Raw genomic sequence first — 21,908 nt, 5'->3', positions numbered from 1 at the left:
GGCCAACCCAGATTCACCGAAGAACCGTTGCGGGTCAAGGAGAACTCCGCCGCCCGCGGTGTCATGTTCGTGCCACGGAGAACGTGCCACCGCCGAGGGCTAACCATTTTCGCCGGGGCCGCCCACTATCGGCGTACGACGATTCACGGTTGGAGGCCCCGGATGCCCGAGGCGAAGAGCGCGAACCTCTGCTGGGGACAGCACCACCACCTGCTGCGGTACCTGCGGGTGCCGGCGCCGTCCCGGCACGAGGCGCACATCGGCACCAGTTACCCGCTGCCCGCGGGCTGCACGGTCGCGGCCGTCCGCGCCGCCCTGACGCACCTGGTGCGCCGGCACGAAGTCCTGCGCACGGTCTACGACCTCACCGGCACCGCCGCCGACGGCCGCGCCTGGCCGCGCCAGGTCGTGCAGCCGCCGGCACCGCAGCCGGTGCTCGAGGCGACCACGGAGGACGACGGCACCCCGGCGCCCGTGGCCGTCATCGCCGACCTCACCCGCACGCCGTTCGACCTGGCCCGCGACTGGCCGCTGCGGGCCTGCGTGGTGACCACCGGCGGCCGCCTGGTCCGGCTGCACCTGGTCTTCAACCACCTGGCCTTCGACGACGTCGCCCTCGACCGCCTGGCCGCCGAGCTCGACGAGCTCCTGGCCGCGCGCACCGAGGGCCGGCCCGCCGTGCTCACCCCGGTCGAGGACCAGCCGGTGGACCTCGCGCGGTTCGAGGAGAGCCGCACCGAGGCCGACATCGAACCCGCCCTGGCTCACTGGCACGAGATCGTCGAGAAGCTTCCCTCGGACGTCTTTTCCGCACGCCGCAGGGCTTCCGAGGCCGCGCACAGCGCCTCCTTCACCGTCCCGACGCTGTTGTCGGCCGCCCGGGCGATCGCCGCGCGCGAACACGTGTGGCCCTCGGCCGTGCACCTCGCCGCCTATGCCGTCACCCTCGCCGCCTACACCGGCGAAACGCTGGTCGCCCACCGGATGTACACCAGCCAGCGGGACGCCAGCGGCTTCGGCGGCGCCGTCACGTGCCTGTCCTACCCGACGCCGGTGCTCGCCGACCTCGGCGGCGACCCGCGGTTCTCCGCCGTGGTCGAGGCGTCCGCCACCCGCGTGAGCCAGGCGATGGCGAACGCGCACGTGCCCTACGACCGCGTGTACGAGCTGGTCGCCGAGGAAAGCGCGCGGCGTGGGACGCAGGTGCGGGTGGTCGCGGAGCTGAACTTCCTCGACAACGCACCGCGCTCGTGCCGGGCCAAGCGCGACCGGTACGCGGTCAACGCCGCCCCCGCCGACTGGGCGCTCGCCGGTTCGGACAGCTACCTGCGCGTCTACGAATGGGCCGACGGCATCACCCTCGCCCTGCAGGCACTGGACGCCGTGATGGACGCGGACGCCGTCGAGCGGTTCCTGCGCGGGTACGCCCGGCTCGTCGAGGCCCACCGCGACCCCGGTACCGACCTGCGGGTCAGCGAGGCCGCCAGGCTCATCGGCTTCACCCCGCCCGAGCCGCGGCGGACCCGGTCCGAAGCCGACGCCGAACGAACCGGAACCGCGCCCGCCGAACGGGTCCTCACCGAGGTCGTGGCCGAGGTCAACGGCCTCGACGACGTCGACCCGGCCCGCAGTTACCTCGGCGCGGGCGGGCGCGTGCTGCGCCTGCCCCGCGTCGTCGAAGCCCTGCACGAGCGCGGCTGGTCGGCCGGGCTCGTGCCGTTCACCACCGCCCGCCCCCTGTCCGCGCTCGCGCACGAACTCGTGCCGGCGCGCGGCTGAGCCGGAAGAAGAGGAGGAAACCCATGTCCCTGCTCGAAGCACCCCGCCTGGAACGGGTGGCGTCGTTCGTGCCGGAGACGAGCCTGCCGGTCGCGGACCTGGCCGGCCCGCTCGGCCTCGACGCGACGCAGCTGCGCTTCTTCACCCGCTTCCTCGGGCTCGACCGCGTCGCCGTCGCCGACGGCCTCGACCTGGCCGACCTGCTGGCGGGCGCCGGGGAGCGCGTGCTCGCCGGAACGGACCGCGACTCGGTCCGCTTCCTCGTCCACGCGCACACCATGCAGCACGTCGCCGTCGCCACGCCCGGTCTCCTGGAGGACGTGCGCACGCGGCTGCGGCTGGCCCGCGCGACCGCGTTCAGCCTGTCGCACCTCAACTGCGTGGTCGGCATCCACGCCCTGCACGTCGCGCGGTCGCTGCTGGCGACCGCGGCGCCGGGGGACCGGGTGCTCGTGCTGACCGGCGACAAGGTGCTGATGCACGAGGCCCGGCTGATCCGCGACACCACCATCCAGGGTGACGGCGCCGCCGCGGTGCTGCTCGGCCCGGACCCGCGCGGCGACCGCGTCCTCGGGCGCGCGCTGACCGTGCTGGGCGAGTTCTACCGCGGCATCGACTGCGACGAGGCGCTGCAGCTGCAGTACAAGCACGTCTACCCGGACGCGCTCGCGCAGGTCATGCAGGACGCGCTCGACGACGCCCGGGTCGATGCCGTGGACATCGCCGCCATCCTGCCGCACAACGTCAACAAGCTGTCGTGGAAACGCATCACCGGCGCGCTGGGCGTGCCGCGGGACCGCGTGTTCCTCGACAACGTCGGGAAGTACGCCCACTGCTACAGCTCCGACCCGTTCATCAACCTGGCGGCGGCGCGCGCGGACGGGCGGGTCGATCCGGGGGACCTCGTGCTGCTGGCTTCGGCCGGCCTCGGGGCGACCTTCGCGGCGGCCGTCGTCGAGATCGGAGAAGGGAACCAGAGATGAATTTCGTGGCACGGCTGAAGAAGGACCTCACCGGCGACGCCGGTGCGCGGTTCGTCTTCGTCAACAACTTCGAGGTGGAGCGCAGCTGGGCGGTGGGCGAGCCGAAACTGCCCGGCGCCGGCATCTCGTTCGCGGGGGCCACGGTCAACCGCATGGAGGAGATGGGTGCGCTGCTGGCCGGCGAGGGCGACCTGGTGGTGCTCAAGGCACCCATGGACCCCGCGTTCGCCGGGTACCTCGCCCGGATCGGCGCGGCCGACGGCTCGACGCTGATCGCCGAGCACAACGACCCCGACGCGATGGTGACCGAGGACGCGCTGAACTCACCGGAGCTGCTGGGCAAGCTGCGGGAGCTGGCCGACGGCAACACCTACCTGATGCCGCTGGGCATCTCGGCGTCGGAGGAGGCCCTGGCCAAGGAGTCCGGGCTGCCGCTGGCCGGTTCCACCGCGCAGATCTGCAAGGCGGTCAACGGCAAGGTGTTCAGCCGCGGCCTGGTCGACTCCCTCGGCCTGCGCCAGGTGCCCGGCCGGGTGGTGCACACGGTCGGGGAGCTGCGCGAGGCCCTCACCGCGCAGCTGGCCCTGGGCGGCCGGGTCGTGGTCAAGGAGTCGCTCGGCGTCTCCGGGCGCGGCATGGTCGTCGTCGAGGACGAGCGCGGCGCGAACCGCCTGCTGCGCCTGATCGAGCGGCGCGGTGCCGACGCGCCCGCGAACCTGGTCGTCGAGTCCTGGATCGAGCACGCCCAGGACCTCAACTACCAGTTCGTCGTCTCCCGCACCGGCGGCGTCCGGTTCGAGACGGTCAAGGCGGCCGTGCTGAAGAACGGCGTCCACCAGGGCCACCGCTTCCCGGTCGAGCTGCCGCCGGTCGCGGCCCGCGAGCTGGCCGAAGCCGTCGAGAAGATCGGGCGCGCACTGCACGACGAAGGCTTCTTCGGGATGGTCGGCGTCGACGCGATGCTCGCCGCCGACGGCACGCTCTACCCGTGCCTGGAGATCAACGCCCGGTTCAACATGTCGACCTACCAGAGCCGGATCGCGGAGAAGTTCATCCCCGAGGGCCGGCACGCCATCGCCGCGACCTTCTCGCTGAAGGTCCAGCGGGAGCACACCTTCGCCGAGGTGGAAAGCGCACTCGGCGATCTGTTCTTCACCGGCGCCGGCGACACCGGCGTGCTGGTCAACAACTTCGCGACGCTCAACGCCGCGTTCACCGGCGAAGGCTCCTTCCACGGCCGTCTCTACGCGATCTGCGTCGGGGACTCGCCCGAGGAAGCCCTCGCCGTCCGGACCGAAGCCGAGCGCCGCCTCGCGGAAATGGCAGGGACCGAGGCATGACCGACATCGACTACCAGGACCTGGCCGCGCGCTTCGGCACGCCGCTCTACGTCTACGACGGCGACGTCCTGCACGACACGATCACCGGCCTGCGCGCGGTGCTGCACCCGGCGATCGAGGTCTTCTACTCGCTGAAGGCCAACCCGAACATCAGCGTCTTCGCCGCCCTGCACGCCGGTGGCGCGCGGGCCGAGGTGTCGTCCATTGTGGAGCTGCAGACCGTGCTGCAGGCCGGGGCGCGGCCCGGCGACATCATCTTCCTCGGCCCCGGCAAGAGCGAGCAGGAACTGCGGGCCTGCCTGGAAACCGGCGTCTACGCGATCGTCTGCGAGTCCTTCGCCGAGCTGGACGACATCGAACGGCTCGGCGCCGAGCTCGGGAAGCAGCAGCGGGTGCTGCTGCGGATCAACCCGACCTGCGCGATCAGCGGGTCCCGGCTGACCATGGGCGGCAAGCCCCGCCAGTTCGGCATCGACGAGGCCCAGGTCCTCGCGGCCGGGCCGCGGCTGGCCGGATACCGCCACGCCGACGTCGCCGGCATCCAGGTCTACATGGGCACGCGCATCCTCGACGCCGACGTCATCGGCAAGAACACGCGCTACGCCCTCGACCTGGCCGAGCGGGTGGTCGCCGAGACCGGGATCCGGCTGGAAGCCGTCGACATCGGCGGCGGCCTCGGCGTCGCCTACTTCGAAGGCGAGGACGACCTCGAAGCGGCCGACGTGGCCGCCGAGATCAACCCCATGCTCGAGGAGTTCCACCGGAAGCACCCGGCGACGCGACTGATCATGGAGTCCGGCCGGTTCCTGGCCGGCCGCGCCGGGGTCTACGTGCTCGGCGTCCGGTACGTCAAGGAGTCGATGGGGGAGCGGTTCGCGATCGCGGACGGCGGCACCCACCACCACATGGCCGCCGTCGGCATCGGGTCGTTCGTCAAGCGGAACTTCCCGGCCGTGCTGCTCACCCCGCGCGCGGCCGGCGAGGACACCGACGACACCGTCGAGCCGGGCCCGTGGACCGTCACCGGCCCCCTGTGCACGCCCAACGACACCCTGCTCAAGCAGGTGAAACTGCCCGACCTGCGCCCCGGCGACCTGGTCGGCGTCCTGAACTCCGGCGCCTACGGGCCGTCGGCCTCGCCCGGGCTGTTCCTCAGCCACGGGTTCCCCGCCGAGGTGCTCGTGCGCGGGGGTGCGGCCTTCCTGGTCCGCGACCGCGACGAGCCCGCGGACCTGCTGCGCAAGCAGCACCTGCACCAGCCCCTTACCGACAGCATGGGAAGTGAGCCGAGATGAACCGCACCGAGATCGTCGCCCACCTGGAGATCGCCCTGTCCGCCGTGCTCAACAAGGAGATCGGCGGCGTCACCCCGGAGCTGCGCCTGTTCGAGGACCTGGCGCTCGACTCCACCAGCGTCATCGAGCTGCTGATGAGCCTCGAGGACACGATCGGCCTCGAGATCGACCCGGACGAGCTGGGGCCGGAGGTCTTCCGCACGGTCGGCAGCCTGACCGACTACATCGAGTCGGCCTTCGCCAGGGCCGCCGCGGCGGTCTGAGCCATGTCCCTGCAAACCCTTGCGCCCCCCGGGCGGGCCGCGGGGCCCCCACGCCCGGCCGGGGTGCACCTGACCGGCGTCACGCACCGGGTGTTCACCGAACGCGCCAAGCCGGTGTTCGGGATGCGCCCGGAGCTGGCCCGGCTGATGGTCGAGACCTTCGGCGCCGCAGCCGACCAGGAGGACTTCCTGGCCCGCACCGGCAACGGGTTCATCGAGATGACCGAGGCCCTGCTGGCGGAGGCGGACACTCCGCTGCCGCCGCTCGACGCGGTGGTGCTCGCCTACCACTCGCCCGACCTGTACCACTCCGAAGTCGCCGGCTGCTACCTCGCCGGACGCCTGCCCGGCAACCCGGAACCGTGCTCGGTCGCCGGGCCCGGTCCGGGGGCGGCGTTCACCGCGCTGCGCCTGCTGGACGGCATGTGCCGGCTCGGCGAGGCGACGCAGGCGGCACTGCTGGTGTACGACCAGAACGCCGTCCTGTGGGACAGCGGCCACCCCGCCACGCACCGGCCCGACGCGGCGGTGCTGCTGCAGGCCGGCGCGACCGGCGACGTCGCCGTGACCGAGCTGGAGGAGGTGCGGCTCGGCGGGACCGGGCCGCACACCGCCACCCTCGCCCTGGCCGACGTGCTCTACCGGCACCCGGGTGTGGACGTGCTGGCCGGCGCCGGGCTGGCCAAGCGGCTCGCCGGCACCCCGTACGCCGGCCGCGTCGAACCGGTGCCGGACCTGTGGTGCACGGGTGTGTGGGCGGGGCTCGCGCGCCGGTGGCCGCTCGAGGAACCGGTGCTGCTGGCCGACTTCGAACCCGCGGGCGGCACGTTCTGCAGTTGCCTGCTCGTGCCGGGGAGGGAGCACTGATGGGCGCGCCGGCTTCCGCCCGTGCGCGAAGGGTCGACACGCGTGATCACAGAGTCGACACGCGTGATCAGAGGGTCGACACGCGTGATCAGGGAGTCGACACGCGTGGGCTGAGGAGGGAGTGCTGATGGACACGGGGCTGTCCCGGGTCGCCGTGCGGCTGCCCGGCCGCGTCGAGCCCGTCGACGACGTGCTCGTGCGGTCGGGCGCCAAACCCCTGGAGCGGCGCATGTTCGGCCGCATCTACGGCCTGCGCGACAGCCCGGTGCTCGCGCCGGGCGAACGGATGGCGGACCACCTGGCCGAGGCCGGGCGGACCGCGCTCGGCGGCGGCCGGGCGAGCCTGGTGCTCTACGGCCACACGCTGCTCATCGCCGAGCTGGACCTGTGCGGGCAGTTCCCGGACCGGCTGCGCGACGCGCTCGGGCTGCCGGGCGTCCCGTTCTTCGGGGTGTCGCACGTCAACTGCACGTCGGTGCTGCGCTCGGTCGAGCTGGCCCGGCGCTACCTGAGCCGGCCCGGCGCGGCCCCGGACGACCGGGTGCTCGTGCTCGGCGGCGACCAGGGCAGCGCGAGCGACCGCGGCCGCTACATCCCGGGCACCACCATCGCGGGTGACACGGCCGCGGCGCTCGTGGTGTCCCGCGGCCCGGCGCGCTACCGCTACCTCGGCGGCGCGAGCACCCGCGACACGCGGTTCCACCGCAGCCTGCGGATGACCAAGGAGGAGTTCACGCTCTTCGGCAAGGTGTGCTGCGAGCAGGCGGTGGCGGTCGTGGGCGCCGCGGCCCGGGACGCCGGCCTCACGTTGTCCGATGTGGACTGGGTGCTGCCGGACCTGTCCAACCGGATGTTCTGGCGCACCTTCAGCGGGCTGTCCGGCTTCCCGTTCGACCGGATCCCCCTGGACCTGGTCGCCGAGCGGGGGCACAACTTCGGGGTGGACTCCCTGCTCGCCCTGCAGCACGCCGACGCGGCCGGCCGGCTGCGTCCCGGACAGCGCTGCGCCCTGGTCTCCGTGGGCCAGGGTGCCTATTTCCAGTCGGTGATCGTCGAGGTCGTGGAGGAGAAGTGACCACCAGCCTGCTCGAATGCGAGCGGACCGCACGCAGTGCCGGCCTCGCCGCCGGTCTCGCGCGGGCCCTGCCCGCCACCCCGGCCGACCGGCTGGCCCCCGGCCGGTACGCGGCCGTGCCCGCCGGTGCGGTGCCCGAAGGCGCCGAAGTGCGCACGCACAGCCTGGCCGATCGCGAGGACATCGTCTTCCTCGCCTGTCCGGGCCGTCCCCGCGAAGAGCGGGACGCCCACGAACTGGCCGAAGTCGGCCGGCACCTGGCCGCCGTGCGCCTCGGCGTGCTGCGCTCGGTGCTCGACCACGTCGTCGAGCACCTGTCGAACCGGACCTCCGGCGACGAACCGCTGATCCGCAAGCAGCTGATCGTGGGCGCGATCGGCGACGTGCTGGCCGCGGTGGAACGGCTGCGTGCCCAGGTGCGCTCGCAGCGGCACCCGGTCGCCGTGGCCGACGTCCACCGCGAGCTGGACGAGCTGGGCTGGCGGGTGGCCCAGCACCTCGGTGCCTCGGGCTTCCTGGCCACCTCACCCGCGCGGTCGCTCTACGTCTCGGCCCTGGTGGCCGGCACCTGGGTGGACCGGGAACCGGAAGGAGAACCGGCATGATCGAGCTGAGCGACCGCGTCCGCGCGGTCCGCGACCTGAGCCGGGAGGCGGCCGTCGACCTGCGGGCGCGGGCCCTGGCCATCGACACCGACCCGGACGCGATGGAGGAGCACTACAACTCGCCCGTGTTCGAGATGGTCCGGCAGGCCGACACGCCGCCGCAGTACCGCGAGTCGCTGCCGTCGACGCCGTTGCTGCGGGCGATGGAGCGCGGGTCGTGCCTGGAGAACGTGGCCGGGCTGATCGAGCTGGCCCGCGGCGACGTCGGAGCCATCCTGGCCTGCCCGTCACCCGGCCTGGCCGGGGTGTTCGTCGAGCTGCTCGGCACGCCCGAGCAGCAGGAGTGGTTCTTCACCCGGATGCACGGCGGCCGCCGCTGGTCGTTCTTCGCGATGACCGAAGAGGGCCGCGGCAACGACGCGACGGCGATGGAGACCCGCTTCGACCGCGACGGCGAGGGCTGGCGGCTCACCGGCGCCAAGTGCTACGTCGGCAACGCCGCGCGCGGCACCGTCGGCGTGGTGTTCGGCCGCACCGGCCGCGGCGCGCTGTCGATCCGCGCGGCGCTGGTCGAGGTCCCCGCGCCCGGCTGGCACGGCGAAAAGCTCGAGATGATCGGCCTGCGCGGCGCCTACATCAGCCGGCTGTCCTTCGCCGACGTCGAAATCCCGCCCGGCCGGATGCTCGGCGACCACCTGCCGGCGACGCGGCGGGGGATCTTCGCCGCCATCACGACGTTCAACCACATGCGGGTGCGGATCGCCGCGTCCGCCGTGGGCACGGCGCTGGCGATGGTCGAGTACGTCCTGGAGCACCGCAAGAACGCCCCGGGCGGCCAGCTCGCCCTGGCGCGGGCCGAAGCGGGCCGCGAGCTGGTGTACGAAGCCGCGGCGCGGATCGACCGCGACCCCGAGCGCGGCTACCTCTCCAGCGCCGCGAAGCTCGGCGCGGTCCGCCTGGCGGTGGACACGGCGCACTGGGCGTCGGCCGCGCTCGGCCCGGCCGGCCTCGTCGAGCACCCGCTGCTGGAGAAGTGGACGCGGGACGTGCCCGCGTTCGAGTTCATGGAGGGCACCAGCAACATCCACCGCCTCCACGTGGCGCGCGGGTACCAGGCGGGAGACGCCGATGCCTGACCTGGGGATTGACACGATCGCGTTCGCCGCCGCGCGGCGCGAGGAGTACGTGCCGCTGTCGGCGTTGCCCGGCGCGGCCGACCTGGTGCCGCCCGAGCGGCTGGCCGCCGCCGGGATCCCGTTGTCCCGCTTGATGGTCCGGATCCCGGAGGACGACGACGTCGACGTCACCGCGCAGGTGCTCGCGGCCCTGGGGCCGCCCGCGGTGCCGCAGCCGCTGTTCTTCGTACGGTCGGGCCCGCTGCGCGACCCGAACGTGGCCGCGCTGGCCGGGCTGGTGCACCGCAGCGGCTGGGCGGGCGAGGACGTCGGCCTCACGCACCTGGACGAGCTCGGCGGCACGGCGGTCTTCGGGCTGCTGGAGTGGGCGGTCGAGACGGAGGCGACGGCGGTGATCTGCGACGAACCGCTGTTCGCCGACGCGGCGGCCGGCCACCCGCGGTTCGCCGCGGTCGGCGTCCGGCTGCGACGTGGTTCCTCGGCGCTGGTGGTTTCCGGCTGTGGGGAAGGAAAACCCGCACTCGCCGGCGACCACCGGTTCGCCGGCCGCGGCCCGTGCGACGCGTGGCTGGCGTTCTGCGCGGCCCTGGCCGAAGGCGTGGTCGCCGACGGCCACCGCGTCCTGCTGCACACGCGCGGGCCGCTGCGCGAAGGCTGGCTTTCGCTGCTCGCGCTCGACGTCGCCGCGCTGCGGCTGGTGCCCGCCGCCACCGCGAGCCTGCTCGGGGGGCGGAGTGGATGAGAATCGGCGTGGACCTGATGTCGATCCCGCGGTTCGCGGAGGTCGCGGCGCACCCCCGGTACCGGACGCTGGTCTTCACCCCGGTGGAGCTGGAACAGGCCGCCCGGATGGGTGCCGAACGGTCCCTGGAACGGCTGGCCGGGCGGTTTTCCGTCAAGGAGGCCACGTGCAAGATGCTGGGCCGGGGTTTCGGCCAGGGCCTGCGCTGGCGTGACATCGAGGTCACCAACGACGACTGGGGAGCGCCGCTGGTGACCCTGGGCGGCGGCGCGGCGGAGATCGCGGACGAGGCGGGCCTCGAGGAGATCGTGGTGACGCTGAGCCACCAGGCCGACCTGGTGGTCGCGGTCGCGGCGGCGGGGTGCGCCCGGCCGCCCCGCCCGTTCCGCCGCGCGGCCGCGCCTCCTCTCGCCGCGCCGGTCCCCGCCCGGTTCGACGAACTGGCGGCCCTGGCCGCCGACCTGTTCTCGGTGCCCGCCACCGAAGTGGCCACCGCGGAGTCCTTCGCGGGCGATCTGGGGGTCACGTCGGTGGTGGTGATCGAGCTGCTCGCCCGGATCGAGCACCGGTACGGCATCCGCGTTCCGGAGGCCGGCATCTACCGGATGACCGACCTGCGGCGGACCTACGGGGTCGTGGCGGAGGCCGCCGGCTGGTAGGGCGGGCAGAGAGAAGGGGCCTTCCGCAAGCGGAAGGCCCCTTCTCGGCTGCAACGGCCCCAAGCGCCCCAAGGTGGCCTTCGGTGCGTGAGACGCACCCAAGGTGGCCTTGGGTGCGTGAGACGCAACCAATGTGGCCTTCGGTGCGTGAGACGCACCCAATGTGGCCTTCGGTGCGTGTGACGCACCCAATGTGGCCTTCGGTGCGTCAGACGCAACCAAGGCCGCCTTGGGGCGCTCGGGCCGGGGCGCGGGGTCAGGCGAGGGTGAAGCGGGAGGCCGCCTGAACGCCCGCCTGGAAGCGGGAGACCGCGTCGAGGTTCTGCAGCATCGCGGCGATGTGCCGGCGGCACGTCCGCACCGACATCCCGAGCCGGCGTGCCACGACCTCGTCCGTCAGCCCCTGGGCCATCAGGCGGGCGATCGTCTGCTGCAGGTCGTGGGCGATCTCGCCGCTGTAGCCCTGGTCCTCGGCCGAAAACGGCGTCGCGCCGTCCCACAGCTGGTCGAACAGGCCCAGCAGGAACCGCACCATGCCCTGGTCGCGGACCCGGCGGGCCGAAAGGTCGTCGACGTCCAGCGTGACGGCCAGGGAACGATCGAACACCACCGCCGCCTGCGGGACCCGGCTCAGCGTGCGGATGTCCGCTCCGCGGCCCGCGAGCTGGGTCAGCCGCGCCCGGGCCGCGTACCCCGCGCGGCTGCGGTGCGGGCACACCACCCGGACGCCGACACCTTCGCCCAGCACCGAATAGCACGCGTCCAGCAGCTCGTCCACCAGGTCGTCGGCCGCTTCGCCCGGGTGGAGGACCACCAGCTCGTCGCGGCAGACCTCGGCCGCCAGCTTGATCAGGCCGCGGATCTCGGCGATGCCCTCCAAGCGGTCGAGCGTGCCCGCGGCGCCGGCCGGGGCCCGGGTGATGCCGTCGATGCGCTCGCGCAGGCGGTCGGCCATCTCGCGCCGTTCGTACATCGCGCGTTCCAGCGGCGTCACGACCAGCTCCGCGGCCGCCTCGGGTTCGCGGGGGACCAGCGCGCCGTCGACCGCCCGCAGCAGGTGCAGCTGCACGAGGCGGGCCGCGGCCGCCTGGACCGTGTCCGCGGGCAGACCGAGGTGCGCCGCGGCGGTGTCCACGGACGAGATCCGGCCGCAGCGGGTCGCGTAGCGGTACAGCTCGGCTTCGGGGTCCGGCTCGGGCACGGAGAACGCCCCGGGCGGCGGGAGTGTGGCCGTCGACATCGTGCCTCCAAGGACTCGGCTTCTCCGGTTCACCGTCGCAGCCGGTCTTCTCGGTGCACTCTCACGCCGCTCTCGCCCGGCGGTGGCGCGATGAGAGCGGCGTGAGAGCCCGATGAGTCCGGCCGGTGGTGTCCTCGGGAGGACACGGTTGACCGCCGAAAGCGAAACAGGGTGACGAAATGCCTGACACTTCTCCCATCCCGCAAGGGTTCCTCGAAATCCTGATCGCGCACCTGCCCTACGCGCTCGGGGACCGGATCGCCGAGGACGACGACCTCGCCGCGCTGGGGCTCGACTCGATGGGCGTCGTGCAGCTCGTCACCGACCTGGAGGAGACCTTCGGCTTCGAGCTGCCGGACGAGCTGCTCACCGAGGACACCTTCGCCACCGCGGGCACCCTGTGGGCCGCCGTCGCGGAGTTCGTCGTGCCGGAGCCCGCCGATGTCTGAGGCGGCCGCCCCGGTGCGGCTCGACCGGCTCCTCACCCGGGGGGCGCCCGGCGATCCGGCCTTGACCCACAAGGACCGCACGCTGACCTACGCCGAGCTCCAGGACCAGGTCGCGCGCGTCGCCCAGGGCCTGCACCGGCTCGGGGTGCGCCGCGGCGACCGGGTGGCGGTGTACGCGGAGAAGCGCCTGGAAACCGTCGTCGCGCTCTTCGCGGCCGCCGCCGCGGGCGCGGTGCTGGTACCGCTGAACCCGCTGTTCAAAGCCCGGCACATCGCCCACGTCGCCACCGACTGCACCCCGGCGGTCGTGCTCACGACCACCGAGCGCCTGGCGACGGTCCGCGAAGCGCTGCCCGAGTCGACCCCCGTCGTGGTGTTCGGACAGCCCGGATGGGACGCGCTGACCGCGGCCGAGCCGGTCGCGGTGCCCGGCGCCGGCGCGGTGATCGACCAGGACCCGGCCGCCATCATGTACACCTCCGGCAGCACCGGCGGCCCCAAGGGTGTCGTGCTGTCCCACCGCAACCTGCTCGCCGGCGCCGCGAGCGTGGCGGAATACCTCGGCCACACCCGCGACGACGTCGTGCTCGCCGCCCTGCCGCTCAGCTTCGACGCCGGGTTCAGCCAGCTCACCACCGCGTTCGCCGCCGGTGCGCACGTCGTGCTCGTGAACTACCTGCTGCCCAAGGAGATCGTGCGGCTCTGCGCGCGGCACGGCGTCACGGCGCTGACCTGCGTGCCGCCGCTGTGGCTCCAGCTGGTGACGCAGGAGTGGCCCGCCGAGGCGACCGCCCGGCTGCGGTACTTCGCCAACACCGGTGGCCGCATGCCGCGCGCCACCCTGACGCGCCTGCGCGAGATCTTCCCGGAGGCGCAACCGTTCCTGATGTACGGCCTCACCGAAGCGTTCCGCTCCACCTACCTCGACCCGGCCGAGGCCGACCGCCGTCCCGGCTCGATCGGGAAGGCGATCCCGAACGCCGAAGTCCTCGTGCTGCGGCCCGACGGAACGCCCTGCCCGCCCGGCGAGCACGGCGAGCTGGTGCACCGCGGCGCGCTCGTGGCGCTCGGCTACTGGAACGACCCCGGGCGCACGGCGGAACGGTTCCGCCCGGTGCCGGGTCCGGACGGCCTGGTGCGTCCGGAGATCGCCGTCTGGTCGGGGGACACCGTCTACCGCGACGAGGACGGCTTCCTGTACTTCGTCGGCCGGACCGACGAGATGATCAAGACGTCGGGCTATCGCGTGAGCCCCGCCGAGGTCGAAGAGGCCGTGTACGCGACGGGCCTGGTGGGGGAGGCGGCCGCGTTCGGCGTGCCGGATCCGGTGCTGGGCCACCGGATCGTGCTGGCCGTCGCCCCCGAGGTCGACGCCGAGGCGGTTTCCCGGGCGCTGGCCAGGGAACTGCCCGCGTACATGCTGCCGCGCCACGTCGAGGTGCTGCCGAAGCTGCCCCGGTCGGTGAACGGCAAGTTCGACCGCGTCGCGCTGCGCGAGACGTTGACCGCGGTGCCCGCCGGCACCGAATGACGGCAGTTACCTGCCACCGCGGGAGTGTCTCTTTCCCGTGGTCCCCGTGCGACAGTCCAGTTGCCGTGAATCGCAAGGAGCGATCCCTATGTTGCAAGCAATCGACCTCCGCAAACGCTACGACGAAGTGCAGGCCCTCGACGGCTTCAGCCTCGAGGTCGCCCCGGGTGAGATCGTCGGGCTGGTCGGCCACAACGGCGCCGGCAAGACCACGTTCGTCGAGATGGTGTCCGGGCTGCTGCGCCCGGACAGCGGAACCGTGCTCGTCGACGGCGAATCGCCGACGCGTGCCCGCGACCGCATCGGCATCTCCCCGCAGCACATCGCCCTCTACCGCCCCCTGACCGTGCGCGAGCACCTGGAGCTGTACGGCCGCCTGGCCGGCCTGCGCCGGGCCGCGCTGCGCTCGGCCATCGACGACCTCACGGCCGCGCTGCGGCTGGAGAGCTTCCTGAACCGCACCTGCGGGCTGCTCTCGGGCGGCCAGCAGCGGCGGGCGCAGGCCGCGACGGCGCTGGTGCACCGGCCGGCGCTGCTGCTGCTCGACGAACCGACCGCCGGTGCCGACCCCGAGACCCGTCAGGCGCTGCTCGACGTGGTCAAGCAACGAGCAGGCGAGGGAGCCGCAGTGGTCTACACCACGCACTACCTGACCGAACTGACCGACCTGCAGGCCACCATCGCGGTGGCCGCCGAGGGCCGGGTGATCGCGCGCGGCGCCGCGGACGAGCTCCTGTCGGGCCTGCCCGGCGAGGTCCGCGTGCGCACCGCCGACGAGCAGCTGACCGTCTCGACCACCGACCCGACCGGCACGCTGCTGGAGCTGCTGCCGAAGGTGGAGCGGCCCGTCGAGTCCGTCGAACTGCGCAACCCCAGCCTGGACGACCTCTACCACTCCCTGGCGGTGACGACCGATGTCGACGCGCACTGATTCCCTGTCCCGGGCCGGCGCCCTCGTCCGCTACAACGCCATCCTGCGCCTGCGCGACCCCTCGCAGCTGATCAGCTACCTGATCACGCCGATGATCTTCATGGTGCTGTTCCAGCCGCTGTACGTGAAGGCGCTGGGCACCGGCGCGGTCGAGGCCGTGACCGGGCAGCTGGTGATGTTCTCCGTGTTCGCGATGGCGATCGTGGGCAACGCGATCTTCGTCGAACGCGAGTGGCGCACCTGGGACCGGCTGCGCGCCAGCCGGGCCGCCCGCGCGGAACTGCTGATCGGCAAGGCGATCCCGGTGTTCGTCGTGCTGCTGATCCAGCAGGGCGTGCTCATCATCTACGGCTGGCTCGTGGTCGGGATGCCGTTCCCGGTCTCGCCCGGGCTGGTGTTCGGCGCGATGTGCCTGTGGGGCTTCATGCTACTGGCCATGGGCGCGGCTCTGTCCACAGTGGTCCGCAGCCGCGGTGACCTGATCGTCGCCGTCGACCTCGGCGCGATCACCATCAGCTCACTGGGCGGCTCGCTGCTGCCGGTGTCGCTGATGCCGTCGTGGGCGCAGGCGATCGCGCCGTTCTCCCCGGGGTACTGGGGGCTGTCGCTGATCCGCGCGGCCATGGCGGGCAACGCCGAGGCGATGCTGCGCCCGGCGTTGATCGTCCTCGGGATCGGCGTGGCCACCGGCGCGTTCGCCACCTACCGGCTCGCCCACGGCTGGGGCCGCAGCCACCTGCTCTGACGTCACCGAAAGGACCCTGCCATGACGGAACCGGCACCCGAACCGGCCGTGGCGCTCGTCGGAATGGCGGGCCGGTTCCCCGGCGCCGCCGACGTCGAGCAGCTGCGCCGCAACCTCGCGGCCGGGCGCCCCGGCCTGCGGGAACTGACCGACGAAGAGCTCGCCGCCGCGGGCGTGGACCCGGCCACCCCGGGCCACGTCCGCGTCGGCGGGCCGGTCGCCGGCGGCGTCGAGACCTTCGACGCCGCCGCCTTCGGGCTCAGCGCACGCGAGGCGGAAACCCTGGAACCGCACCACCGGCTGCTGCTCGAATGCTCGTGGGAGGCGCTGGAACGGGCCGGGTACCGGCCGACCGACCCCGGCCTGCCCGTCGGGCTGTTCGCCGGCTGCGCGTTCCCCGACTACCTGACCCGCAACCTCGCCGGCCTCGCCGCGGAACCGGGCGGCAAACCCCTGCTTTCCGCGGGTGTCGAGCGCGACTCGCTGACGTCGCTCGTGTCGTACAAGCTGGGCCTGCGCGGCCCGGCGATCACCGTGCAGACGTACTGCTCCACCTCGCTGGTCGCGGTGCACCTGGCCTGCCAGAGCCTCCTGACCTACGAGTGCGACCTCGCCCTGGCCGGCGGCGCCGCGCTGCCGCTGCCGCAGACCGGCGGCCACGCTTTCGAAGAGGGCGGCATCCTGTCACCCGACGGCCGGGTGCGGGCCCTCGACGCCGACGCGAACGGCACCGTGATGGGTTCCGGTGCCGCCGTCGTCGCCCTGAAACGCCTGGAGGACGCCCTCGCCGACGGCGACGTCGTGCACGCGGTGCTCCTCGGCTCCGCGGTCAACAACGACGGCCGCGACCGCGCCGGCTACCCCGCCCCCGGCGTCGCCGGGCAGGCCGCGGTGGTCGACACCGCACTGGCCGTGGCCGGGGTGAAACCCGAGACGGTCGGGTACGTCGAGTGTCACGCCGTCGGGACGCCGCTCGGCGACTCGATCGAGCTGGCCGCGCTGAGCCGCGTCTTCGGGCCCGGCCGCGCGGCCCCGTGCGTGCTCAGCTCGGTCAAGCCCAGCATCGGGCACCTGGACCGCGCGTCCGGCGTCACCTCGCTCATCCGGGCGGCGCTGAACCTGCGTGACGGCGTCCTGCCGGGCACGGCCGGGTTCCGCACGCCCAACCCGGCGATGGCCGACCGGTTCACCGTGCTGCCGGCGGATCGGCCGTGGCCCGCCGACGGGACACCGCGCCGCGCGGGGGTCAGCTCGTTCGGCGTCGGGGGGACGAACGCGCACGTCGTCCTCGAGGAGCCCCCACCTCGGCTGCCTCGGCCGTCGGGTGGTTCCCACTTGCTGACGTTCTCCGCCGGTGACGCCGCCGCCCTCGACCAGGTGACCGCCCGGCTGCGCGCCCACCTGGCGTCGCACCCGGACGTGGATCCCGGCGACGTCGCCTTCACGCTGCAGGTCTCGCGCGGCCACTTCGCGCTGCGGCGGGCGGTGGTGGTCCGGGACGTGCCGGACGCGGTGGCGGCGCTGGCCGACCCCGGACGCTGGATCGACGGCGAAACGCGCCGCCGGGACCCGCGGTTCCGCTTGGTCGCGGGCACCGGCTCGGACTGGGCTTCGACGGCTTCGGCCGTCCACCGCCTGCTCGCCGGGGAGGACGTCCCCGAGCCCGCCCCGACCCGCGCCGGCGCGCTGTCGGCGTTGACCGCCGGGCTGACCCGGCTCGGGATCCGGCTGGACGAGAACGCCTCGGACGAGCTGGTCCTCGACGGCGGCGCGGCCTCCGGGGACTTGCTCGAGATGCTGGCCCGGCTGTGGCTCGCGGGTTGCACCGTGGACTGGGCGGCCCTGCACCGCGGCGCCGCCCGGCGGGTCGAGCTGCCGCCGTACCCCTTCCAGCGCAAGCGGTTCTGGGTCGAGTCGGCCGAAGCGCCGCGGCCGGTCGCCCACGTGCCGTCGTGGCGGCTCGACCCGCAGCCGCTGGCCGGCCTGGAGCGCCGGGCGCGGGCGGCGGGGCCGTGGCTGGTGTTCGCCGCGGATCCGGTCGGCGAGGCGCTGGCTTCCCGCATCACCCTGGCGGGCGGCGAAGTGACCACCGTGCGGCCGGGGCCCGGGTTCGCGTTCCTGGACACCGGTGACTTCGTCGTCGGGCCGGGCGACCTGCCCGCGTTGTTGCGGGCGCTCGTCGTGGTTCCGCGAACGGTCGTGCACGGGTTCGCGCTGGGCGGCTCGCCCGGGGACGTCTCGGAGGCAGCCGGGTTGTGGCCCGGAATGGTCACGCTGACCTCCGGCGCGGTCGGCGTGCTGGGCCCCGACCTGACCACGCCGTCGCACGCGGGGCTGACGGCGCTGACCGCGCGGCACGTCGATGTCGGCGCGGACGCGTCTGTCGACCAGGTGCTGGCGGCGGTGCTGCGGGCGGAGACCCCGCTGGCGGTGCGCGGCGACCAGTCGTGGCGGCCGCACCACGAGCCGTACTCGCCGGCGGGGCACGCGGACGCCGCGGTGTACCGAGCCGCAGACGGGCCGGCCAGGGTGGGGGAGCCCGCCGGTGCCGTCCTGCCCGACCTGGGCGGACGGCGGGGGATTCTCGTCGTCCGGCCGGACGCGGCCGGGCGTGAGCTGGCGGCCGAGGCCCGGGTGGCCCGGCTCGCCGGCCGCGGGCTGTGGACCACGGTGGTGTCCGCGTCGGACCCCGCTCCGGAGATCCTCGGCGCGGTGGCCGCGGCGGACCACCTGACCGAGGTCGTGCTCTCCGGGGTGCCGCTGACCCGGCCGGTGCCGGCCGCCGAGTCCACCGAGTCCGCCGAGTCCACCGAGTCCACCGAAGCGTCGGCTTCGGTCCGGCCGCGGCCGGCGCTGGGCACGCCGTTCGTCGAGCCGGAGCCGGGCCTCGAGCAGGAGGTGGCGGCCCGCTGGGCCGCCGCACTGGGCTACGCGGAGATCGGCGCGGACGACAACTTCTTCGAGCTGGGCGGCCGTTCCGCGGGCGCGGTCCGCATCGCCGCCCACTGGAACCTCCCCGCGACGGCGGTGGTCGAGCTCCCGACGGTCCGCCTGCTCGCCGCCCGCATCGCCGAGCGTTCCTGACCCATAGCGAAAGGGCCCCTTCCCGGGATTCGGGAAGGGGCCCTTTCGCTATGGGTGATGGGCCCGCCGCCAGGGGTATTGGCGGCGGACCCACCACGTTCCGGGTGTTCAGCACCCCGATCGACGGGGCTTCACACGCGATCAAGCGGGAATCTCACGTGATTGAGCGGGCATCACCCGTGCTTGGCGGGGCATCACCGCGATGCCCCGCCAAGCACGCGTGGTGCCCGGGTCAGGACCAGGGGCGGAGGGCGGCGGCCAGGTGCGTGAGGGTCACGTCCTCCTGCTCCAAGACCGCGAAGTGGCCGCCGTCCAGGACGTGGCCGCGGAAGGGGCGGACCGTCTGCTCCCGCCAGGCCAGCACCGACTCCACGCTCGCGCGGACGTCCGACGTGCTCGCCAGGGCCGTGACCGGCAACTCGAGCGGCGGGCCGGGGGTGTAGGCGTAGGTGTTCTTGACCGTCAGGTCCGCCCGGATCGGGGGCAGGATGAGCCGCAGGACGCGGGGGTCGTTCAGGAACACCTCCGGCGTCCCGCCCAGGCTCCGCAGCAGCGCCACGATCTCCGCGTCGCCCATGCCGGCCACGATCGGGTCGTCCGGCGTGAGCCACTGCGGGGCCGGGCAGCCCGACACGACCAGGTGCACCGGCAGTTCGGCGCCGCGGCGCGCGATCTCCCGCACCAGCTCGAACCCGACCAGCGCCCCCAGGCTGTGGCCGTAGACCGCGTAAGGCGAGTCGTCCGACAGCACGAAGTCCGCCAGGTCCGCGACGAGCGCGGACATCGCCGTGTGCGGGGTGTCCCGCTGCCGCGTCTCGCGGCCGGGCGGCTGGACCGGGCACACCGTCACCCCGGGCAGCCGCCCGATCCACGAGCGGAACGCCGACGCCGAGCCGCCCGCGTGCGGCAGGCAGTACAGCCGCACGTTCCCCGCGGTCACGGGGAACGGCAGCCAGCGGCTTGCGACGGCCGTCGTCACGACTCCACCTCGAGCGTCACGTACGCCGGCGGCTCCTGGACGGCCGAAAGGTCCGCCGCCAGGACCACGTGCGAGCCCTCGCGCGAAACCTCGCGGAACCCGCTGAACGCGTAGGTGATCTGCATCATCCGGTTCCGGCCGGTCTCGACGAAGTCCGCGCGCAGCCCGGCGCCCGCCGCCCGCGCCAACCCCATCACGTGGCCCAGCAGCACCGTGCCGACCCCCCGCGACATCACGCGGCACGACATCAGCATCATGTTGAGCTTCCAGTCCGGCGTGCCCTTTTCCAGCAGCGCCAGGCCGATCTTGCCGTAGGAGCCGAACTTGTCCGTCAGCGACGCGACGAGCAGCACGTGGTCCTCCGACGACCGCAGCGCGTCGAGCTCGTCGTAGGAGTACGTCCGCCCGGTGGAGTTGAGCTGGTTGGTGCGGATCGTCAGCTCCTCGGCCCGCTGCAGGTCCTCCCGCTTGGCCGGCGCGATGGTGAACCGCAGGTCCAGCGACGCCAGGAAGTCCTCTCCGGTGCCGGAGAAATCCGCCTCGACGTCGTCGCGCGCGAGCTGGCTGAAGTACATCCCCCGCCGCTGCGCCGACTCGTCGGTGACGAACCGCGGCGCGAACTCCGGGCGCCGCAGCACTTCGTCGGCCTCCAGGATGTCCACTGTGGTCACCTGCGGCAGCGCGAAGGAAACCTCGGCCCGCTCGAACTCCTGGTCGTCGACGAACGCGAACGCGTCCAGCCCGAGGTTGAGCTTCTGCGCGATCTGGCCGATCGACACCGACTTCGCGTTCCACGAGATGCGCGGGAACAGGAAGTACTCGTCCAGGCCGAACTCGCGCAGCTTCGCCATCGCGGCGTCGTGGTCGTTCTTGCTGGCGACCGAGTGCAGCACGCCCATCGCGTCGAGGCGCTTGACGTGCTCGACGACCCACGGCCGCAGCCGGACGTCGCCGTCCTCGAGCAGGACCCCGTCCCAGACGGTGTTGTCGAGGTCCCACACCACGCACTTGATCTTGCCCTGCACCGGTTTGGCGGCCACGGGTGCCGGGGAAACGAGACTGGTCACGGTACCTGCTTCCGGTAGGCCTCGGCGGCGATGGTCATCCGCTGGATTTCGGTGCTGCCCTCGATGATCTCCATGACCTTCGAGTCCCGGTAGAACCGGGCGACGGGGTAGTCCCCGCTGCAGCCGTTGGCGCCGTGCACCTGCACGGCCTCCGACGCGTGCTTCGCGGCCGCGACCGAGGCGAAGTACTTCGCCACCCAGGTGGCCATGATCGTGGCCGAGTCGCCCCGGTCCTTGAGCCGGCCGGCCTCGGCCAGCAGCAGCCGGGCCGCCCGGACGTCGGTGACCATGTCCGACAGCTTCGCCTGGATCAGCGGCAGGTCCTTGAGCGGCTGCCCGCCGACCGTCCGCTTGGTCGTGTAGTCCGCGCACGCGTCGGCGCACGCCTGGATGATGCCCACCGACCCGGCCGCCACGCTGTAGCGGCCGAGGTCGAGCGTGCCGGTGAGGACCATGCCGGACGCGAACCCGCTCGGCCCGAGCAGCGCGTCGGCGCCCAGCCGGACGCCGTCGAACTCGATGGACGCCAGCATCGACGAGCGCGTCCCGAGGATGTCGTCGATCGGGGTGACCGTCACGCCGGGCGCGTCGCGCGGCACGAGCAGCGCGATCGTGCTGGCCGGGCCCTTCGCGAAGACGAGGAACAGGTCCGCGCGCTGGCCGTTGGTGGTCCACTTCTTGAGGCCGTCGAGCCGCCAGCCGGCCCCGTCCGGGGTGGCCGTGGTGGTGATCGCGGCCGTGTCGCTGCCCGCGCCGGGCTCGGACAGGCAGAACGCGCCGAGGACGCGCCCGCTCGCCAGCTCCGGGCCCCAGCGGTGTTGCTGCGCCTCGGTGCCGAAGCGCAGCAACGCCCAGGAGAGCATGGTGTGCACGGTCAGCAGGCTGCGCACCGACGAGCAGCCGCGGCCGACCTCCTCGTGGATCTCGCCGAGGGTGACCATGTCGAGGCCGAAACCGCCGAGCGCGGGCGGCAGGAACGGCGCCCACAGCCCGGCCTCGGCGATCTTGTCCAGCAGGTCCTCGGGGATCCGCCCGGCCTTGTCCCAGGCGTCGGCGTGGGGCACGACGTGCTCGTCCACGAAGGCCCGCGCGGCCTCGCGGCCGGGCGCGCGGACCGCTGCCAGTACCTCCGGCACGG

At 73.3% G+C, this 21,908-nt stretch carries 20 protein-coding genes; 16 read left to right on the top strand and 4 right to left on the bottom strand.

All coding sequences use genetic code 11. The features are described 5' to 3' along the window. Positions 1-162 precede the first annotated feature (162 nt). The 11 genes from ACLJOU_RS33855 to acpS all read left to right on the top strand — a co-directional run bounded on the left by ACLJOU_RS33855 (position 163) and on the right by acpS (position 10,744). Positions 163-1,779, top strand: a complete 1,617-nt coding sequence (locus tag ACLJOU_RS33855; RefSeq protein WP_410573316.1) for a condensation domain-containing protein — start codon at positions 163-165, stop codon at positions 1,777-1,779. A 23-nt stretch (positions 1,780-1,802) separates the two neighbouring features. Continuing rightward, the gene (locus ACLJOU_RS33850) at positions 1,803-2,762 is read left to right on the top strand and encodes a 3-oxoacyl-[acyl-carrier-protein] synthase III C-terminal domain-containing protein (protein WP_410573315.1); all 960 of its coding nucleotides are present in this window, start codon (positions 1,803-1,805) and stop codon (positions 2,760-2,762) included. Beyond that, positions 2,759-4,102 (top strand): ATP-grasp domain-containing protein, encoded by a 1,344-nt coding sequence (locus tag ACLJOU_RS33845; RefSeq protein ID WP_410573314.1) that lies wholly within the window; start codon positions 2,759-2,761, stop codon positions 4,100-4,102. Before ACLJOU_RS33850 ends, ACLJOU_RS33845 begins: the two co-directional genes overlap by 4 nt. Further along, positions 4,099-5,397 carry a type III PLP-dependent enzyme gene (locus ACLJOU_RS33840; RefSeq protein ID WP_410573313.1) on the top strand — a complete coding sequence of 433 codons (1,299 nt, stop codon included), beginning with the start codon at positions 4,099-4,101 and terminating at the stop codon, positions 5,395-5,397. The genes ACLJOU_RS33845 and ACLJOU_RS33840 overlap by 4 nt, the downstream gene beginning before the upstream one ends. Beyond that, a complete protein-coding gene (locus ACLJOU_RS33835; RefSeq protein WP_003100549.1) occupies positions 5,394-5,660 on the top strand; it encodes an acyl carrier protein in 267 nt (88 codons plus the stop codon). The genes ACLJOU_RS33840 and ACLJOU_RS33835 overlap by 4 nt, the downstream gene beginning before the upstream one ends. Before the next feature lie 3 nt (positions 5,661-5,663). Beyond that, a complete protein-coding gene (locus tag ACLJOU_RS33830) occupies positions 5,664-6,527 on the top strand; it encodes a hypothetical protein (protein WP_410573312.1) in 864 nt (287 codons plus the stop codon). A 127-nt stretch (positions 6,528-6,654) separates the two neighbouring features. Then, positions 6,655-7,602, top strand: a complete 948-nt coding sequence (locus tag ACLJOU_RS33825; protein WP_410573311.1) for a 3-oxoacyl-[acyl-carrier-protein] synthase III C-terminal domain-containing protein — start codon at positions 6,655-6,657, stop codon at positions 7,600-7,602. Then, complete coding sequence (locus ACLJOU_RS33820; RefSeq protein WP_410573310.1) at positions 7,599-8,207, top strand: acyl-CoA dehydrogenase family protein; 609 nt, start codon at positions 7,599-7,601, stop codon at positions 8,205-8,207. Before ACLJOU_RS33825 ends, ACLJOU_RS33820 begins: the two co-directional genes overlap by 4 nt. Beyond that, positions 8,204-9,343 carry an acyl-CoA dehydrogenase family protein gene (locus ACLJOU_RS33815; protein WP_410573309.1) on the top strand — a complete coding sequence of 380 codons (1,140 nt, stop codon included), beginning with the start codon at positions 8,204-8,206 and terminating at the stop codon, positions 9,341-9,343. The genes ACLJOU_RS33820 and ACLJOU_RS33815 overlap by 4 nt, the downstream gene beginning before the upstream one ends. Further along, entirely contained in the window at positions 9,336-10,085 is a 750-nt protein-coding gene (locus tag ACLJOU_RS33810; protein WP_410573308.1) for a hypothetical protein, read from the top strand. Before ACLJOU_RS33815 ends, ACLJOU_RS33810 begins: the two co-directional genes overlap by 8 nt. Next, entirely contained in the window at positions 10,082-10,744 is a 663-nt protein-coding gene (gene acpS / locus ACLJOU_RS33805; protein ID WP_410573307.1) for a holo-ACP synthase, read from the top strand. The genes ACLJOU_RS33810 and acpS overlap by 4 nt, the downstream gene beginning before the upstream one ends. A gap of 256 nt (positions 10,745-11,000) precedes the next feature. On the opposite strand, the gene ACLJOU_RS33800 is transcribed toward acpS, so the two are convergent. Continuing rightward, positions 11,001-11,984, bottom strand: coding sequence for a LuxR C-terminal-related transcriptional regulator (locus ACLJOU_RS33800; protein ID WP_410573306.1), 984 nt, complete (start codon positions 11,982-11,984; stop codon positions 11,001-11,003). 179 nt (positions 11,985-12,163) lie between these two features. Here ACLJOU_RS33800 and ACLJOU_RS33795 point away from each other — a divergent pair, with 179 nt between their 5' ends. The 5 genes from ACLJOU_RS33795 (at position 12,164) to ACLJOU_RS33775 (ending at position 18,724) form a co-directional block, all read left to right on the top strand. Continuing rightward, positions 12,164-12,433, top strand: a complete 270-nt coding sequence (locus tag ACLJOU_RS33795) for a phosphopantetheine-binding protein (RefSeq protein ID WP_410573305.1) — start codon at positions 12,164-12,166, stop codon at positions 12,431-12,433. Next, positions 12,426-13,964: an acyl-CoA ligase (AMP-forming), exosortase A system-associated gene (locus tag ACLJOU_RS33790; RefSeq protein WP_410573304.1), complete on the top strand. Its 1,539-nt coding sequence runs from the start codon at positions 12,426-12,428 to the stop codon at positions 13,962-13,964. The genes ACLJOU_RS33795 and ACLJOU_RS33790 overlap by 8 nt, the downstream gene beginning before the upstream one ends. Before the next feature lie 88 nt (positions 13,965-14,052). Further along, on the top strand, positions 14,053-14,895 hold the full coding sequence (locus ACLJOU_RS33785) for an ABC transporter ATP-binding protein (RefSeq protein WP_410573303.1): 843 nt from the start codon (positions 14,053-14,055) through the stop codon (positions 14,893-14,895). Beyond that, positions 14,879-15,640 (top strand): ABC transporter permease, encoded by a 762-nt coding sequence (locus ACLJOU_RS33780; RefSeq protein ID WP_410573302.1) that lies wholly within the window; start codon positions 14,879-14,881, stop codon positions 15,638-15,640. The genes ACLJOU_RS33785 and ACLJOU_RS33780 overlap by 17 nt, the downstream gene beginning before the upstream one ends. A gap of 21 nt (positions 15,641-15,661) precedes the next feature. Beyond that, entirely contained in the window at positions 15,662-18,724 is a 3,063-nt protein-coding gene (locus ACLJOU_RS33775; RefSeq protein WP_410573301.1) for a beta-ketoacyl synthase N-terminal-like domain-containing protein, read from the top strand. A 232-nt stretch (positions 18,725-18,956) separates the two neighbouring features. Here ACLJOU_RS33775 and ACLJOU_RS33770 read toward each other — a convergent pair whose 3' ends face one another. Genes ACLJOU_RS33770 through ACLJOU_RS33760 form a run of 3 tightly spaced genes read right to left on the bottom strand, consistent with a single transcriptional unit; the run spans position 18,957 to position 21,906 of the window. After that, positions 18,957-19,703 carry a thioesterase II family protein gene (locus ACLJOU_RS33770; protein WP_410573300.1) on the bottom strand — a complete coding sequence of 249 codons (747 nt, stop codon included), beginning with the start codon at positions 19,701-19,703 and terminating at the stop codon, positions 18,957-18,959. After that, positions 19,700-20,770, bottom strand: coding sequence for an HAD-IIIC family phosphatase (locus ACLJOU_RS33765; RefSeq protein WP_410573299.1), 1,071 nt, complete (start codon positions 20,768-20,770; stop codon positions 19,700-19,702). Before ACLJOU_RS33765 ends, ACLJOU_RS33770 begins: the two co-directional genes overlap by 4 nt. Further along, the gene (locus tag ACLJOU_RS33760) at positions 20,767-21,906 is read right to left on the bottom strand and encodes an acyl-CoA dehydrogenase family protein (RefSeq protein ID WP_410573298.1); all 1,140 of its coding nucleotides are present in this window, start codon (positions 21,904-21,906) and stop codon (positions 20,767-20,769) included. Before ACLJOU_RS33760 ends, ACLJOU_RS33765 begins: the two co-directional genes overlap by 4 nt. Between the last annotated feature and the right edge of the window lie 2 nt (positions 21,907-21,908).

Source organism: Amycolatopsis sp. cmx-4-61 (assembly GCF_046548775.1).
GTDB lineage: Bacteria > Actinomycetota > Actinomycetes > Mycobacteriales > Pseudonocardiaceae > Amycolatopsis.
Note: the sequence above shows the minus strand (reverse complement) of the source record. Positions and strands in the feature narration are given on the sequence as shown.

Coding starts and splice junctions, on each gene's coding strand:
- ACLJOU_RS33855 (WP_410573316.1), top strand. CDS start 163: ATGCCCGAGGCGAAGAGCGCGAACCTCTGCTGGGGACAGCACCACCAC.
- ACLJOU_RS33850 (WP_410573315.1), top strand. CDS start 1,803: ATGTCCCTGCTCGAAGCACCCCGCCTGGAACGGGTGGCGTCGTTCGTG.
- ACLJOU_RS33845 (WP_410573314.1), top strand. CDS start 2,759: ATGAATTTCGTGGCACGGCTGAAGAAGGACCTCACCGGCGACGCCGGT.
- ACLJOU_RS33840 (WP_410573313.1), top strand. CDS start 4,099: ATGACCGACATCGACTACCAGGACCTGGCCGCGCGCTTCGGCACGCCG.
- ACLJOU_RS33835 (WP_003100549.1), top strand. CDS start 5,394: ATGAACCGCACCGAGATCGTCGCCCACCTGGAGATCGCCCTGTCCGCC.
- ACLJOU_RS33830 (WP_410573312.1), top strand. CDS start 5,664: ATGTCCCTGCAAACCCTTGCGCCCCCCGGGCGGGCCGCGGGGCCCCCA.
- ACLJOU_RS33825 (WP_410573311.1), top strand. CDS start 6,655: ATGGACACGGGGCTGTCCCGGGTCGCCGTGCGGCTGCCCGGCCGCGTC.
- ACLJOU_RS33815 (WP_410573309.1), top strand. CDS start 8,204: ATGATCGAGCTGAGCGACCGCGTCCGCGCGGTCCGCGACCTGAGCCGG.
- ACLJOU_RS33810 (WP_410573308.1), top strand. CDS start 9,336: ATGCCTGACCTGGGGATTGACACGATCGCGTTCGCCGCCGCGCGGCGC.
- acpS (WP_410573307.1), top strand. CDS start 10,082: ATGAGAATCGGCGTGGACCTGATGTCGATCCCGCGGTTCGCGGAGGTC.
- ACLJOU_RS33800 (WP_410573306.1), bottom strand. CDS start 11,984: ATGTCGACGGCCACACTCCCGCCGCCCGGGGCGTTCTCCGTGCCCGAG.
- ACLJOU_RS33795 (WP_410573305.1), top strand. CDS start 12,164: ATGCCTGACACTTCTCCCATCCCGCAAGGGTTCCTCGAAATCCTGATC.
- ACLJOU_RS33790 (WP_410573304.1), top strand. CDS start 12,426: ATGTCTGAGGCGGCCGCCCCGGTGCGGCTCGACCGGCTCCTCACCCGG.
- ACLJOU_RS33785 (WP_410573303.1), top strand. CDS start 14,053: ATGTTGCAAGCAATCGACCTCCGCAAACGCTACGACGAAGTGCAGGCC.
- ACLJOU_RS33780 (WP_410573302.1), top strand. CDS start 14,879: ATGTCGACGCGCACTGATTCCCTGTCCCGGGCCGGCGCCCTCGTCCGC.
- ACLJOU_RS33775 (WP_410573301.1), top strand. CDS start 15,662: ATGACGGAACCGGCACCCGAACCGGCCGTGGCGCTCGTCGGAATGGCG.